Origin of the sequence: uncultured Albimonas sp. (assembly GCF_963977235.1) — a bacterium.
Classification (GTDB): domain Bacteria; phylum Pseudomonadota; class Alphaproteobacteria; order Rhodobacterales; family Rhodobacteraceae; genus Albimonas.
The window spans coordinates 10,659-24,993 of the sequence record NZ_CAXBOD010000047.1; the positions used below are offsets into that span (position 1 = coordinate 10,659).

Annotated in this window: 12 protein-coding genes; 2 read left to right on the top strand and 10 right to left on the bottom strand. The window is 71.9% G+C overall.

Annotated elements, in window-relative coordinates; all coding sequences use genetic code 11:
- Position 1: 1 nt before the first annotated feature.
- The 10 genes from AAC134_RS17865 to AAC134_RS17910 all read right to left on the bottom strand — a co-directional run bounded on the left by AAC134_RS17865 (position 2) and on the right by AAC134_RS17910 (position 11,147).
- A complete protein-coding gene (locus AAC134_RS17865; RefSeq protein ID WP_339950484.1) occupies positions 2 to 610 on the bottom strand; it encodes a cysteine hydrolase in 609 nt (202 codons plus the stop codon).
- Positions 610 to 2,703 (bottom strand): hydantoinase/oxoprolinase family protein, encoded by a 2,094-nt coding sequence (locus AAC134_RS17870; protein WP_339950485.1) that lies wholly within the window; start codon positions 2,701 to 2,703, stop codon positions 610 to 612. Before AAC134_RS17870 ends, AAC134_RS17865 begins: the two co-directional genes overlap by 1 nt.
- A complete protein-coding gene (locus AAC134_RS17875; RefSeq protein ID WP_339950486.1) occupies positions 2,700 to 4,448 on the bottom strand; it encodes a hydantoinase B/oxoprolinase family protein in 1,749 nt (582 codons plus the stop codon). Before AAC134_RS17875 ends, AAC134_RS17870 begins: the two co-directional genes overlap by 4 nt.
- Positions 4,445 to 5,347, bottom strand: coding sequence for an isocitrate lyase/PEP mutase family protein (locus tag AAC134_RS17880; protein WP_339950487.1), 903 nt, complete (start codon positions 5,345 to 5,347; stop codon positions 4,445 to 4,447). The genes AAC134_RS17875 and AAC134_RS17880 overlap by 4 nt, the downstream gene beginning before the upstream one ends.
- Positions 5,348 to 5,426: 79 nt before the next feature.
- The gene (locus AAC134_RS17885) at positions 5,427 to 6,128 is read right to left on the bottom strand and encodes an ABC transporter ATP-binding protein (protein WP_339950488.1); all 702 of its coding nucleotides are present in this window, start codon (positions 6,126 to 6,128) and stop codon (positions 5,427 to 5,429) included.
- Positions 6,121 to 6,867, bottom strand: a complete 747-nt coding sequence (locus AAC134_RS17890; RefSeq protein WP_339950489.1) for an ABC transporter ATP-binding protein — start codon at positions 6,865 to 6,867, stop codon at positions 6,121 to 6,123. The genes AAC134_RS17885 and AAC134_RS17890 overlap by 8 nt, the downstream gene beginning before the upstream one ends.
- Positions 6,867 to 7,859 (bottom strand): branched-chain amino acid ABC transporter permease, encoded by a 993-nt coding sequence (locus tag AAC134_RS17895; RefSeq protein ID WP_339950490.1) that lies wholly within the window; start codon positions 7,857 to 7,859, stop codon positions 6,867 to 6,869. Before AAC134_RS17895 ends, AAC134_RS17890 begins: the two co-directional genes overlap by 1 nt.
- Complete coding sequence (locus AAC134_RS17900) at positions 7,856 to 8,728, bottom strand: branched-chain amino acid ABC transporter permease (RefSeq protein WP_339950491.1); 873 nt, start codon at positions 8,726 to 8,728, stop codon at positions 7,856 to 7,858. Before AAC134_RS17900 ends, AAC134_RS17895 begins: the two co-directional genes overlap by 4 nt.
- Before the next feature lie 311 nt (positions 8,729 to 9,039).
- Positions 9,040 to 10,266: an ABC transporter substrate-binding protein gene (locus AAC134_RS17905; protein WP_339950492.1), complete on the bottom strand. Its 1,227-nt coding sequence runs from the start codon at positions 10,264 to 10,266 to the stop codon at positions 9,040 to 9,042.
- Positions 10,267 to 10,352: 86 nt separating this feature from the next.
- Positions 10,353 to 11,147, bottom strand: a complete 795-nt coding sequence (locus tag AAC134_RS17910; RefSeq protein WP_339950493.1) for a GntR family transcriptional regulator — start codon at positions 11,145 to 11,147, stop codon at positions 10,353 to 10,355.
- A gap of 174 nt (positions 11,148 to 11,321) precedes the next feature.
- Between AAC134_RS17910 and AAC134_RS17915 the strand changes: the two genes are divergently transcribed.
- Positions 11,322 to 13,307 carry an FAD-dependent oxidoreductase gene (locus AAC134_RS17915; protein ID WP_339950494.1) on the top strand — a complete coding sequence of 662 codons (1,986 nt, stop codon included), beginning with the start codon at positions 11,322 to 11,324 and terminating at the stop codon, positions 13,305 to 13,307.
- A complete protein-coding gene (locus AAC134_RS17920; protein ID WP_339950495.1) occupies positions 13,304 to 14,290 on the top strand; it encodes an NAD(P)-dependent oxidoreductase in 987 nt (328 codons plus the stop codon). Before AAC134_RS17915 ends, AAC134_RS17920 begins: the two co-directional genes overlap by 4 nt.
- The last annotated feature ends 45 nt before the right edge of the window (positions 14,291 to 14,335 follow it).

Here is a 14,335-nt window from a genome sequence, read left to right on the forward strand (position 1 = left end):
CTCAGGCGGCCCCGGGCCCGGCCGCGATCTCGGCCATGATCTCGGCGATCGAGGCGACGCGGCCGACGGGGCGCAGGGCCTGCACGGCCTCGTCGTGGGTCTTGGGGGAGAATGCGGCGCAGCCGTCTTCGAGCAGGATGGCGTCGAACTCGCGCACGTGGGCCGCGCGGAAGGTGGTGGCCACGCCGCCATTGGTGACGATGCCCGCGACCAGCAGATGCTCGATCCCGAGCTTGCGCAGCGTCCACTCCATCCGCGTCTGGTAGAAGGCGGAGTAGGCGATCTTTTCGACCACCACATCCGCGGGGCCAAGCTCATCGACCAGCTGGTTGCCCCAGGCGCCGGGGGCGAAGTCGCCCGCGCACAGGAACGGACGGAGTTTCTTGAGGTGCGGGGCGATCATCGGCTCTCCCCGCACGGGGACCAGGGTGAACTGGGTCGAAACGAACCAGCCGCCCCTGGCCTTCAGCAGGTCGACGAGCGGCTTCAGCCGGGCGGGCAGCGCCGCGATCTCGGGGGCGCCCTGCCCGGCGCGGCCATAGGCGCCCTCGGGGTGGAGGAAGTCGTTCTGCAGGTCGACGGTCAGCAGGGCGGTCTTCGAGAGATCCATCACTTGCGCTCCACGATCACGTTGCCGAAGCGGTCGATGCGGGCCGAGAGGTCGGGGTCGACCACCACGGTTGCGTCCGGCTGCTCGAGGATCGCGGGGCCGGGGACCACGGCGTCGACGGGCAGATCGAGGCGCGCGTAGATCGCCGCCTCATGCCAGGCGCCGGAAAACCAGACGTTCCGCGTTCCGGTCTTCGCCTCCTCGACGGTCTTCTCGCCCGTCGGCGCAAGGGCCGCGAGATCGAAGCCCGGCCGCACGCCGATGGCCGAGGTGCGCAGGTTGACGATGCGCATCGGAACGCCCGGCAGCAGGCGCGAGAAGCTGGCCTGGTAGGCCTCCTCGAAGGCCGTCGCGATCATCGACTCGCTCAAGCCCTCGGCGGTCTCGCCGAGGCTCGCGGGGAGGCGGACGGCGAGCGTGTGGGTCTGGCCGACGTAGTGCATGTCGAGCTCGAACACCGTGTCGATCCGCTCGACCGAGAGGCGGGCGGCCTCGACCACGGCGCGGGCGGAGGCGGCCTCGGCGGCCATGCGGTCGGCGAGCGCGGGGGCGTCGATGCCCTGCAGGCCGAGGTTCACCGTCTGCACCTGGTCGTGGCGGATATCGGCGATCACGCAGCCGAGCGCCGAGGTCACGCCGGGGTAGCGCGGCACCAGGGCCGCCTTCAGCCCCACGTCCTTGATCAGCGCGCCCGCGTGCAGCGCCCCGCCGCCGCCGAACGGCACGGCCGCGAAGCGCGAGGGGTCGTGGCCCCGCTCGATCGACATCAGGCGGATGGCGCCGGCCATTTTCCCGTCCGCCACGCGGACGATGGCCTCGGCCGCCTCCATCACGCCCAGCCCCAGGGGGCCGGCGACGTGCTGGTCGATGGCGGCCTTCGCGGCCTCGACGTCGAGCCGGTCGAGCTTGCCGCCGATGGGGCGGTCGGCGTTGATCCGGCCGAGCACGACGTTGGCGTCGGTCAGGGTCGGGCGGGCGCCCCCCTGCCCGTAGCAGACCGGGCCGGGGCGGGAGCCGGCGGATTCGGGGCCGACCTGCAGCAGCCCGCCCGCGTCCACATGGGCGATGGAGCCGCCGCCGGCGCCGATGGTGGTGATCTCGATCATCGGGGTGCGGATCACCAGGCCGAAGTCGACGGTGGTCTGGGCGGCGAGCGCCGTCTTGCCCCCGGTGATCAGCGAGACGTCGAACGAGGTCCCTCCGAGGTCGCCGGTGATCACGTCGGGAAAGCCCGCGGCCTCGGCGATGGCCGCGGCCGCGATCACCCCCGCGGCGGGGCCCGAGAGGGCGGTGCGCGCGGGCAGACGCCGGGCGACCTCGGTCGACATCACGCCGCCGTTCGACTGCACGATGTGGAACTTGCCCGCGAAGTCCTCGGAGGCGAGCGCCTCCTCGAGCTTGGCGAGATAGGATCCGACGCCGGGCTGCAGATAGGCGTTCAGCGCGGTGGTCGAGGTGCGCTCGAACTCCCGGATCTCGGGGAGGATGGCCGAGGACCGCTCGAGGTGCTCGTTCGGCCAGACCTCGCGGGCGGCCTCCAGCGCGGCGATCTCGTTGGCGGGGTTGGCGTAGGCGTTCATGAAGACGATGGCGAGCGCCTGCGCGCCCTTCTCAAGCAGCGCGCGGGCGGCGGCCTTCACGGCGTCGGTGTCCACCGCTTCGCGGATCTCGCCCGAGGCCAGCACCCGCTCGGCCACTTCCAGACGGAAGTCGCGCTCGACGACGGGGACGAAGTCGCCGGTCAGGCCCCAGGTGGCGCGGCGGTCGCGCCGGCGCATCTCCAGCACGTCGCGGAAGCCGGCGGTGGTGATCAGGCCGACTTTCGCGCCCTTGCGTTCGAGCAGCGCGTTGGTGCCGACCGTGGTGCCGTGCACGATGCTGTCGAGGGCCGCGAGCGCGCCGAAGCCCTTGAGGCCCTCGAGGAAGCCCACCGCCTCGTCGCCGCGGTTGGAGGGGACCTTGCCGGTTCGGAATGCGCGGGCCGCCTCGTCGAAGTAGAAGAGGTCGGTGAAGGTTCCGCCGACGTCGACGCCGACGATGGTTCCGACTCGGGGGGTGGGGGTGGTCTCGGTCACGGGCAGCACCTTGTTCACGCGGCGGCTCCGGCGCGCAGGTCTCGGGTGGCGGGCGCGTCGACCTCGCCGGTCTCGGTCAGGGCGACGCCGTAGTCGGCGCGGGCCTGCGCGAGGCTCACGAAGCCCAGCGCCACGTCGCGGGCGACGGCCCTGGGGTCACGGGCGAAGGGGTCGCCCCAGCCGCCGCCGCCGGGGGTCTCGAGGCGCACGCGACGCCCGGCCTTCAGGCGCAGGTCGGTGATCTTGGAGACCATGGGCGGGGATTTTTCGCCCTCGTCCGTCTGCCAGAAGAAGGCGTTGACCGCGGCGGGCTTGCCGCCGGCGACGCCGAAGGGCGGGGCCTTGCCGCGCTCTCCCAGCAGGGAGACGTCGGCGTCGGTCAGCAGTTCCACCTCATAGACCGCGCCCACGCCGCCCCGGTGTTCGCCGGCGCCGGCCGAGCCGTCGCGCAGGGCCCAGCGGGTGAAGCAGACCGGGTAGGCGGCCTCGAGGATCTCGACCGGCGGAATGGTGGCCGTCGAGATCGGGTTGTTGGCATGGTTGAGCCCGTCGGAGGCCGGAGAGCCGCCAAGCCCCCCGCCGAAGAACGAGAACATCACCCAGCGCGAGCCGTCCCCGCGATGCCCGGCGATCGACAGCGCGTTGATCGTGCCGAACGGCCCCCCGAGCGCCCGGTCCGGGTCGGCCTGGGCCAGCGCCCCGAAGACCACGCCGATCAGGCGCAGGATGGTCTCGGTATAGCCCGCCACCGGCCTGGGGGCGTTGGCGCCCAGGATCGAGCCGTCGACGATCTCGAAGCTGATCGGGCGCAGGCAGCCGGCGTTGGCGGGCACGTCGGGGAAGACATGCTTGAGCGCCACATAGCAGGCCGCAACCGCGGTCGAGCGGGAGATGTTGATCGGCCCCTGGCAGGCGGGCGAGGAGCGGGAGAAATCGAGCGTCATCGTCTCGCCCGCGATGGTGGCGTCAAGCGCCACGGTCAGCGGCTCATCCACGATGCCGTCGTTGTCGAGCACGTCCTCGAACGAATAGACCCCGTCGGGGATCGCGGCGATGGAGGCGCGCATCAGCGCCTCGGCCCGGTCGGAGAACGCCTCGAAGGCGGTCGCGATGGTGGCGTCGCCGTATTCGTCGAGCAGCGCCAGCAGGCGCTTCTGGCCCAGGTCCAGCGCGTTGAGCTGGGCGTTCAGGTCGCCCCAGTTCGACATCGGCAGCCGCGAGTTCGCCTCGAGCATTGCGAGGATGTCGGTCTGCACCTCGCCCTTGCGGTAAAGTTTCACGGGCGGGAAGCGGACCCCCTCCTGGAAGCTCTCGACCGCCTTGGGGTTGTAGCCGCCGGGCACGTTGCCGCCGATGTCGAGCCAGTGGCCGACAGACGCCATCCAGGCAAACAGCCGCCCCTCGCGGAAGATCGGGCGCACCAGGCGAAAATCGTTGAGGTGGGTGCCGCCGTCGTAGGGGTCGTTGAAGATGAAGATGTCGCCCTCGGCGAGGCCGCCCTCCTTCTCCACCTTGGCGATCACGGCGCGGACCGCGAAGGCCATGGCGCCCACGAAGATCGGCAGGCCGTTCGCCCCCTGCACCAGCGTGTCGCCGGTGAGCGGGTCGTAGATGCCGTGGCAGGCGTCCTTGGCCTCGGCGATGGTGGGGTTGAAGGCCGAGCGGTAGAGGGTGGCGTCCATCTCGTCCACGATCTGCTCGAGCCGCCCCTTCAGGACGGCGAGCGTGACCGGGTCGAGGGTCGAAGCGGGGGCGTCGGTCACGCGTCGGACTCCTTGGATCGGGGGGCGTCGGCCGCGGCGGCCATGGCCTCGTAGGTCTCGCCGCGGCCCAGCATGTCGGGGGTGCCGATGACCTCGTTCAGCGCGTCGAAGTCGAACATCCGCTCGGCGAACGGCTGGTTGGAGCCATGGGCGGCGAGCGAGGCGTAGTAGTCGACCATGGTTTTCGCCACCGCGCGCACCACGCCGCCGGGGAAGATGGCGATCGAGAAGCCAATCTCGCCCAGTTCGGCGGCCGAGGAGATCGGGGTCTGGCCGCCCTCGACCATGTTGGCGAGCAGCGGGGCCTTGGCGCCCAGTTCGGCGACCACGGTCTGGAGTTCCTCGCGCGACCGGGGCGCCTCGACGAACAGGACGTCGGCCCCGGCTTCGGCGTAGAGGCGGGCACGCTCGATGGCGGCCGGAAGCCCCTCGACCGCGCGGGCGTCGGTGCGCGCCACGATCAGGGTCTCGGCCGAGACGCGCGCGTCGACGGCCGCCTTGATCTTGGAGATCATCTCGCCGGCGCTGGTCACCGACTTGTCGCGCAGGTGGCCGCAGCGCTTGGGGGTGGTCTGATCCTCGAGCTGGATGGCCGTGGCGCCCGCACGCTCGAACAGGCGCACGGTGCGCTCGACGTTCATGGCGTTGCCGTAGCCGGTGTCGCCGTCCACGATCATCGGGATCGAGACGCGGTCGCGCACCAGGCCGATGACCTCGGCCACCTCGTTCATCGAGACCAGCCCGATGTCCGCCCGGCCAAGCCGGGTGTAGGCGATGCCGGCGCCGGAGAGATAGATCGCCTCGAACCCCGCGGCCTGCGCGATCGAGGCCGAGAGCGCGTCGTAGACCCCCGGCGCGACGACGGCGCCTGTCCGCTGGAGACGGTCCCTGAGGCTCATGCGTTGGTTCCTCTCGTGTCTCGCCGCCTGCGGACGCCCCGCGGCGGCGTGTCGTTGCGGGGGGCGCGCGGCCCGCCCGTCACAGGCCCAGATAGGCCCGCTTCAGCTCCGGATCGTCGCGCAGGGTCCTGGCCTCGCCCGAGAGGACCACCTGGCCGTTCTCGAGGATGTAGGCGCGCGAGGCGACGTCGAGCGATTGCACCACGTTCTGCTCGACCAGCATGATCGGCAGCCCCTCGCGGGCGAGCTGCTCGATCAGGCCGAACATCTCCTCCACCAGCAGCGGGGAGAGGCCGAGCGAGGGCTCGTCGAGGATCAGGAGCCGGGGCTCGCTCATCAGCCCGCGACCGATGGCGAGCATCTGCTGCTCCCCGCCCGAGAGCGTGCCGGCGGCCTGTTTCGCCCGCTCCTTCAGGCGCGGGAAGGTGCGGAACACCCGCTCGAGGTTGGCGGCGCGCCCGGTCTTGGCGCGGCGATAGCCCCCAAGCTCCAGGTTCTCGCGCACGGTCAGATTCGGAAAGATCTTGCGCCCCTCGGGGACGTGGATCAGGCCGGCCGAGACGACGTCGGAGGGCTTGGCGCCGTGCAGGGGCGCGCCCTCGAACAGGATCTCGCCCGACCAGGGTTTCACGAGACCCGAGAGGGTCATGTTCAGCGTGGTCTTGCCCACGCCGTTGGAGCCGAGGACGGCCACCACCTCGCCCTGCCCGACCGACAGGTTCAGGCCGCGCAGCACCTCGGTTCCGCCATAGCCGGCGCGCAGATCGCGGACCTCAAGCATGCGCGCCCCCTTCGGCCTGCATCCGCGCGGCGGCGCCGTGGCCGAGATAAGCCTCGATCACCTGGGGATCGCGGGAGACCCGGGCGGGCGGCCCCTCGGCGATCATCTTCCCCTGAGCGAGGACATAGACGTGTTCGCACAGGTTCATCACGGCCTGCATGATGTGCTCGATCATCAGGATGGTGACGCCCTCGTCCCGGATGGCGCGGATCACGGGCAGGATGTCCCGGATCTCGGAGGGGTTGAGGCCGGCCAGCACCTCGTCGAGCAGCAGCAGCCTGGGCTCGGTCGCGAGCGCGCGGGCCAGCTCCAGACGCTTGCGCCCCGCGACCGTCAGGCCGGCGGCGGCGCGGTCTAGGTCGGGGCCAAGGCCCACGCGCTCGCCGATCGTCTCGGCGCGGGCCATCGCCTCGGCCCGCGCGGGATGGCGCAGGTGGGCGCCGACCGCGATGTTCTCGCGCACCGTGAGGCCCGCGAAGGGCTGCACGATCTGGAAGGTGCGGGCCATGCCGCGGCGGGCGCGCAGATGCGGAGGCTGGGCGGTCACGTCCTCGCCCGCGAAGGTCACCGCGCCGGCGTCGGGCTTGAGGAACCCCGCGGCCATGGCGAACAGCGTGGTCTTGCCCGCGCCGTTGGGCCCGATCAGCCCGGTGATCGCCCCCTCGGGCGCAGTCAGCGAGGCGTTGTCCACCGCCACCAGGCCGGAGAAACGCTTGGTCAGGTTCTCGACCGTCAGCATCACGCGCCCTCCCCGGAGCGAAGCGCGGTCTCGCCCTTGGGACGACGGCGTCCGGTCAGCCGCTGGCGCAGGCTCATCAGCCCGCCGGGCGCGAAGGCCACCGTCAGGATCAGGATCGCCCCGAAGACCAGCAGGTCCACCCCCGGCGCCCCGCCCGAGATCGCCTTGGTCACCTCGCCCAGCCCCAGCAGCGCCACCGCGCCGACCAGCGGGCCGAACATGGTCCCCAGTCCCCCCACGATGGCCGCGAACAGCGCCTCGATCGAGATCCAGGAGCCGTAGGCCACATGCGCGTCGACAAAGAGGTAGTTCTGCGCATAGAGCACGCCCGCCAGCGCCGTGCAGCCGGCCGAGAGCGTGATCGCCCCCATCTTCACCGCGAACACGTCGACGCCGAGCGCCTGGGCGGCCTCCTCGTTCTCGCGGATCGCGATCAGGTAGGCGCCAAAGCGCGAGCGCTCCAGCCAGCGGGCCAGCACGAGGCCCGCGCCCACGAACAGCACCGCGATCAGCGCGAACCAGCGGCGGTCGTCGAATTGCAGGTTGAGGAACCCGTAGTCGAGCGGCAGCAGGATCCCCGCCGCCCCCCCGGTGAGCGGCGAGGCGTTGGCCGCGATCCGCAGCACCTCGGCGAACGCCAGCGTGATCAGCGCGAAATAGGAGCCGCGCAGCCCCGAGCGGAAGCTGAGAAAGCCGATCCCGGCCCCCACCGCGGCCCCGGCCGCGACCCCGATCAGCAGCCCGACCCAGGCGTTCACCCCCCAGGCGGTCTGCAGGATCAGGGTCGCGTAGGCGCCGGTGCCGAAGAAGGCCGCGTGCCCGAAGGAGGCGAGCCCCCCGAAGCCGCCCAGGATATTCCACCCCTGGGCCGCCAGCGCGATGATCATCATGAAGATCAGCAGGTTCAGCAGCGTCCCCGGCAGGTCGGCAAACGCCAGCCCCCCCAGGACCAGAACCGCGATCAGCGGGGAAAGCAGGTCGCGGGCGCTCACGGGCGGGCTCCGAACAGGCCGGTGGGGCGGAACAGCAGCACCAGGATGAAGATCACGAAGATGCCGATCTGGCCGAGGCTGTCGCCGAAGAACAGCGAGCAGGCGGCCTCCACGACCCCGATCAGCAGGCCGCCCACCAGCGCGCCGACGATCGAGCCCATGCCGCCCAGCACCACGATGGTGAAGGCGACCAGCACGAAGGCCCCTCCGGTGGTGGGCGAGACGTAGAAGACCGGCATCAGCAGCGCGGCGGCGACCGCGAGGCAGGCGCAGCCCAGCGCGAAGGTCACGGCGTAGACATGACCGACCTCGATGCCCACGAGGGCCGCGCCCAGCTTCTCCTTGGCGACCGCCCGGATGGCGCGGCCGACGTCGGTGCGCTCCAGGATCACCCACAGCGCCAGGGCTGCGGCGAGCGCCACGAACAGGCCCACCACGCGGGGGAAGGACAGCAGCAGGGGCCCCAGCTCGACCACCTGGAAGGCGTAGTCGGTGTCGATGGTCCGCGTGTCGGAGCGGAAGGTCGCCAGCAGCCCGTTCTCGATGATGATCGACAGGCCCAGCGTGATCAGCAGGATCGAGTTGTCCGACCCGTGCGAGGCCGGCCCGATGATGAATCTCTGGGCGGCGTAGCCGATGGCGAACATCGCCGGCGCGAGGATCAGGATCGAGAGATAGGGATCCAGGCCCAGATGCTCGAACATCAGCCAGACGCCGAACATGGCGACGGTCAGCAGCGCCCCGTGGGCGAAGTTGACGATGTGCAGGACGCCGTAGATCAGCGTCAGGCCCAACGCGATCAGCGCATAGACGGCGCCGAGCATCAGTCCGTTCAGCATGGCCTCGGCGACGATGAGGGGCGAATACATGGGCGCTCGCGTCGGAAGGTGTCGGGACCGGCGATCAGGCCGGCGCGGCAAGGTCCCCGGCCAACCGGGGGGTGCGGACCCCGAAAGGCGCGCGGTTCACGACAGGCCGCCCGCGCGCCTGCACCGGAGGTCGGGGCCGAGGCGGGCGCGGCCGAACCTGTCCAGGTCGAGGACGCGGCGAACGCGGCCGAGGCTGCTCAGATCGGGGCCGCGGCGAACGCGGCCGAGGCTGCTCAGATCGGGGCCGCGGCGAACGCGGCCAAGGCTGTTCAGATCGGGGCCGCGGCGAACGCGGCCCCGGGGGGCTTCGATCAGCCGTTGACCGGGAACACCGGCTCGGACTGGGCGAACTCATCGGGGTAGATCACGTTGATCTTGCCGTCCTGCACCTGCGTGTTCAGCGGCAGGGCGTTCTGGTTCTGCCCGTCGGCGCCGAACCTGGTCGTGCCGTAGGGCATCACGCCGGCGCCGAACTCGGCGGTCTTCAACTGCTCGGTCACCGCCTCGCGGTCCGCGGCGCCGGCTTTCTCGATCGCCTCGGCAAGGACCTTGATCACCGAGTAGTTGATCGGCGTGTTGTAGGCGTAGTGCTTGCCCTGCGCCTCGACCTCGGCCTTCAGCTCGGCGTCGGTGGGGTTCGAGGGGTCGCCCCAGTGGTTGCAGTCGAAGACGCCCTCGGCGGCCTCGGGGTACTCGGCCACGAACTGGTAGGAGGAGGCCGCGCCGCCGAACACTGCGTAGACGCCCATCGGGCGCACGCGCTGCTGCTGCATGGTGCGCGCCATCAGCACGAACTCGTTGTAGTAGTGCGACGGGATCACCAGGTCGGGCTGCAGCGAGCGCAGGCGCAGCACCACGTTGGACATGTCGCGCGCCGGCGTGGGGTGGGAGATCGTCTCGAGGATCTCGAAGCCCAGGCCCGGCAGCTTCTCCTGCATCACGCTCGCGAGGCCGGCGCCGAAGAGGCCGTCCTCATGCACCAGCGCGACCGTCTTGGCGGGGTTGCCCGCGGCCTCGTTGAGCTTGATCAGGTTGCGCAGCGCCACCTCGGTCGCCATCGAGAAGTTCGGCCCGAGGCGGAAGGTGTTGGCCAGATCCCGCCCGGTGATCGAATCCGCCGTGGCGCTGTCGACCAGGAACGGCAGGTCGTGGCGCGCCGCGGCCTGGGTGGCGGTCAGCGAGATGCCCGAGGCGAAGCCGCCGCCGATGGCGACCACGCCGGCCTCGTTGAGCGCCTCGACCTCCTGGGCGCCGGCCTCGGCGTTGGATTTGGAGTCGCCGATCAGCAGCTCGATCTGCGCGCCGTCCAGCGCCTTGATGCCGCCCGCGGCGTTGATCTCGTCCACCGCGAAGCGGGCGCCGATGCTGGCGAGGTCGCCGGCCTGGGCGAGGAAGCCCGACATCGGCTGCAACAGGCCGATCTTCACCGGCGCGGGCTGCGCGCGCAGCACCGTGGGCGCGCCCAGCGTCGCCGCCGCCGCGGCCGCCACGCCGCCCTTGAGGATCGTGCGGCGGGTCTGTCCCGTGATCTTGGTCATCAGCTCACCTTCCTGTCGGCTTTCGCCTTCTGCGCTGTCGGGGTTGCGGGCGGCTTCGGCCGGGCTCCGGCCTGTCCGCTTCTGGTTCAGGTCTTCTCGTCGGCCGGGGCCCGGGCGGAGGCGGCGGGCTTCCAGCGCCCGTCGGTCGCGCCGCCGGTGCGCACCAGGTCCATCGACAGGTGATAGCGGTCGGGACGGTAGAGCGCCTGGAGATGCTCCAGCGCCTCCTCCTCCGGCCCGAACACCACGCGGGTCAGCGAGACCAGCGGCGAGCCGACCGAGACGTCGAGCGCGCCGGCCACCTCCGGCCCGGCCAGCACGGCCGAGATCTCCTGCGTGGCGCGGGCCGCGGTCAGGCCCGCCCGCTCGATCAGCGAGAGCAGCGGCTCGCGGTTCATCTCGTCCCGCGTCCAGTCGCGGCCGATCCGCTCGGGCACATGCGCGGTGAGGTGCGAGAACGGGGCCCCGTCGACCAGGCGCACGCGGACCGAGCGCTGCACCCGCTCGTCCGATTCGAGCCCCAGCGCCTCGCGCACCGGGGCGGGGGGCGCCATGTAGTCGAAGGCGAGCAGCCGCGCCTCGGTGGTGCGGCCCATCTCGATCAGGTTGGAGAATACGTTGGAGACGTCGGCGATGGCCGCGCGCACCCGCGGCTCGGCCTCGCGCACATAGGTGCCGGAGCCCGCGCGCTTGGTGATCAGCCCCTCTTCGGCCAGTCGCCCCAGCGCCCGGCGGATGGTGACGCGGCTGACCGCGTGATCCTCGGCCAGCGTCGGCTCCCCCGGCAGGCGCGCGCCGGCCGCCAGCTCGCCCGAGACGATCTGGTCGCGCAGCAGCAGGTAGACGCGCTGGGTCTTGAGGGGATCGGTGGCCTGTCTCACCGGAGCTCTTTCACCTGTCTTGCACATGAGGCAAATCCTGTATGAAAGAGGTGACAGGTTCCGTCAACACCCTTATTGTCCGGACCCATCGAAACATGCCGCGCCCGACCCCGCAGGGGCAAGCGCGCCCACCTCGCGCGTCCCCCGCGCGTCGGCAGGAGGAAGACACGGCCCATGCCCGCTGACCGATCCGGCGCGTTCCCCCACGCGCTGTCGCCGCTGGACCTCGGCCCGATCCGCCTGCGCAACCGCATCGTGTCGCCCGCCCACACCACCAACTTCGGCGAGGCTCACCTGCCCTCGCAGCGCCACCTCGACTACCACGTCGCGCGGGCGCGGGGCGGGGTCGGGGCGATCGTCTTCGAATCGATCCGGGTGCACCTGAACTCGCTGGGCCGGCCGCAGGCGGTGCAGGGGTTCGACCCCTCCTGCATCGCGCCGTTCCGCAGGATCACCCGCGCCGTGCAGGCCGAAGGCGCGAAGATCCTGGGCCAGATCATCCACCTGGGCCGGCAGGTGGAGGGGGATTTCGAGCGCACCGTCTCGTGGGGGCCCTCGGCGCTGCCCTGGTCGGGAACCGCCCTGCCCCCGCGGCCGATGGACGAATGGGACATGGAGGAGGCGGTCGCCGCCCACGTGACCACCGCGAAGAACCTCGTCGCCGCGGGCTTCGACGGGATCGAGCTGCAGATGGCCCACGGGCACCTGCTGCAACAGTTCCTCTCGCCGCTGTCGAACGCGCGCGAGGATGAATACGGCGGCAGCCTCGAGAACCGTCTGCGCTTCCCGATCCGGGTGCTGAGCGCGGTGCGCGAGGCGATAGGTCCGGACCAGTGCCTCGGCATCCGCCTCTCGGGCGAGGAGTGGGTCGAGGGCGGGCTGCACATCGCCGAGGCGGAGCGCGCCGCGGTGCTGCTGGCGCAGGCCGCGCGGGTGGACTTCTTCAACGTCTCGCATTCGGCCTATCACGCGTCATACTCGCTCGCCACGCAGATGGCCGACATGGCGATGGACCCCGCGCCGTTCCGCGAGCTGCCGGCCCGGATCCGCGCCACGCTGCGCATCCACGGCCAGCCCGCCCCGGTGATCGCGGTGTGCCGCTTCACCACGCTCGCGCAGGCCGAGGCCGCCATCGCCGAGGGGACCGCCGACGCGGTGGCCATGGCCCGCGCCCACCTCGCCGAACCCGCGATCGTGCGAAAGACGATCGAGGATCGCGAGGACGAGATCCGCCCCTGCATCGCCTGCAACCAGGGCTGCGCCCAGAACCTCGAGCGCAACCTGCCGCTGCGCTGTCTGGTCAACCCCATGGCCGGGGTCGAGGGCGACTGGGCCCCGCCCGAGACCCTGCCCGCCGCCATCCCTCGCCGCGTTCTGATCGTCGGCGGCGGCCCCGCGGGGATCGAGGCCGCGCGCACCGCCGCCGCCCGCGGCCACCACGTCACGCTGTGGGAGGCCTCGGGCCGTCTCGGCGGCCAGCTGCTGTGGACCGAGGCGATGCCCAGACGCACGGAGTTCGGCCGGTTCCTCGCCCACCAGCTCGCGGCGCTCGACCGTCTCGGGGTGAGGGTGGAGCTGAACCGGCAGGCCGACGCCGAGGCGATCGGAGACTTCGGGGCCGAGGCGGTGCTGCTCGCCACCGGATCGGTCCCCACGCGGCCCGCCCTGCCCGGCGGCGCGCGCGTGCACTCGCCCACCGAGGCGCTGGCCGATCCCGACGCGCTGGGCGAGCGCATCGCCTTCGTGGACCTGACGGGCGAGTGGACCGCGATCTCGGTCATCGAGCGGCTGGCCGATCTGGGCAAGCCCGCGACCTTGCTGACGGCGCCGGCCGCCTTCGCCTGGCGGACCACGATCTATTCGACCCTCGCCACCGCCAGGCGCCTGCGCGAGGCCGGCGTGCGCATCCGCACCCTGCGCCGCGCAACCCATTGGGACGGCGAGACGCTGACCCTCGAGGACCTCTCGTCCGGCGAGACCGAGACGCTTTCAAGCCTGAGCGCGGTGGTGCTCGCCGACCACGCCGCCTCTGACCAGACGCTGTGGCGGGCGCTGCGGGCGCAGGGACTGCCCGTCGTCCAGGTGGGCGACGCCGCGGCGCCGCGCACCGCGGTCGAGGCCGTCTACTCCGGCCACAAGGCCGCAAGGGAAATCGCATGACATATCTCGTGACCGGGGCCGGCGGCTTTGTCGGCCTGAACCTGGTCGAACATCTGCTGAGCGAGGGCGAGCATGTGCGCGCGCTCAACGACCGCCCCGTGCCCCAGGCGGCGCTGGCGCGCTTCTGCGCCCTGCCCGGCCGGGTCGAGGTGATCCAGGCCGACGTGCGCGACCGCGCCGCCATGGCGAGGGCGCTCGCGGGCGCGGCCGGCGTCGTCCACGCCGCCGCGATCACGCTGGGCCCGCAGGCCGCCCTGACGCCTGCGCGCCTCGCGATCGAGGTCAACACCCTGTCCACCGCCATCCTGCTCGAGGAAGCCCGCCGCGCCGGGGTGGGGCGCGTCGTCTACCCGTCCTCCTCGGCCGTCTACGGCGCGGCCCCCTTCGAGGGCGTCCCCGTGACCGAGGAGCGAGAGCCGACGCCCGCGGGCCTCTACGGGTTCACCAAGCTCGCCTCCGAGGCGCTGGTCGCCGAGGCCGCCCGCGACGGGCTGACCACCGTGCGGGCCCGGATCACCGCCCTGTTCGGCCCCTGGGAGCATGACACCGGCGTGCGCGAGACCCTGTCCCCGCCCTTCCAGACGGCCAAGCGCATCCTGACGGGCCTGCCCGTCGCGATGTCGCCCGCGGGCGGGCGCGACTGGACCTCGGCGCGCGACATCGCCCGGGCGCTGACGATCCTGCTGCGGGCCGAGGCGCCGCCCCACGACCTCTACAACCTCTCGGCCTCCGCCTGCTGGCGGCCCTACCTGCTGGCCCAGGCGCTGGGGCGGCGGATGCCGGCCGAATGGTCGATGACCGCAGGCCCGAGCGACGAGGGCGATCTGGCCTACAACGACGACCTGACCCGGACGCGCGCGCCCATCGACGCGGCCCGCTTCATGCGCGACTTCGACTTCGCGTTCATGACGCCCGAGCAGGCGACCGAGGACTATGCCGACTGGCTCGACAGCCTCGGCCCCGCCGCCTTCGCGTCCCTCTGACGCCCGCCCTCTCGCATTCGCCGCCGCGACCCCCGATAGTTCCGC

Excerpts from the sequence above, each read along its gene's own strand:
- AAC134_RS17885 (WP_339950488.1), bottom strand. The coding sequence starts at position 6,128 with ATGCTTGAGGTCCGCGATCTGCGCGCCGGCTATGGCGGAACCGAGGTG.
- AAC134_RS17890 (WP_339950489.1), bottom strand. The coding sequence starts at position 6,867 with ATGCTGACGGTCGAGAACCTGACCAAGCGTTTCTCCGGCCTGGTGGCG.
- AAC134_RS17920 (WP_339950495.1), top strand. The coding sequence starts at position 13,304 with ATGACATATCTCGTGACCGGGGCCGGCGGCTTTGTCGGCCTGAACCTG.
- AAC134_RS17865 (WP_339950484.1), bottom strand. The coding sequence starts at position 610 with ATGGATCTCTCGAAGACCGCCCTGCTGACCGTCGACCTGCAGAACGAC.
- AAC134_RS17880 (WP_339950487.1), bottom strand. The coding sequence starts at position 5,347 with ATGAGCCTCAGGGACCGTCTCCAGCGGACAGGCGCCGTCGTCGCGCCG.
- AAC134_RS17905 (WP_339950492.1), bottom strand. The coding sequence starts at position 10,266 with ATGACCAAGATCACGGGACAGACCCGCCGCACGATCCTCAAGGGCGGC.
- AAC134_RS17900 (WP_339950491.1), bottom strand. The coding sequence starts at position 8,728 with ATGTATTCGCCCCTCATCGTCGCCGAGGCCATGCTGAACGGACTGATG.
- AAC134_RS17915 (WP_339950494.1), top strand. The coding sequence starts at position 11,322 with ATGCCCGCTGACCGATCCGGCGCGTTCCCCCACGCGCTGTCGCCGCTG.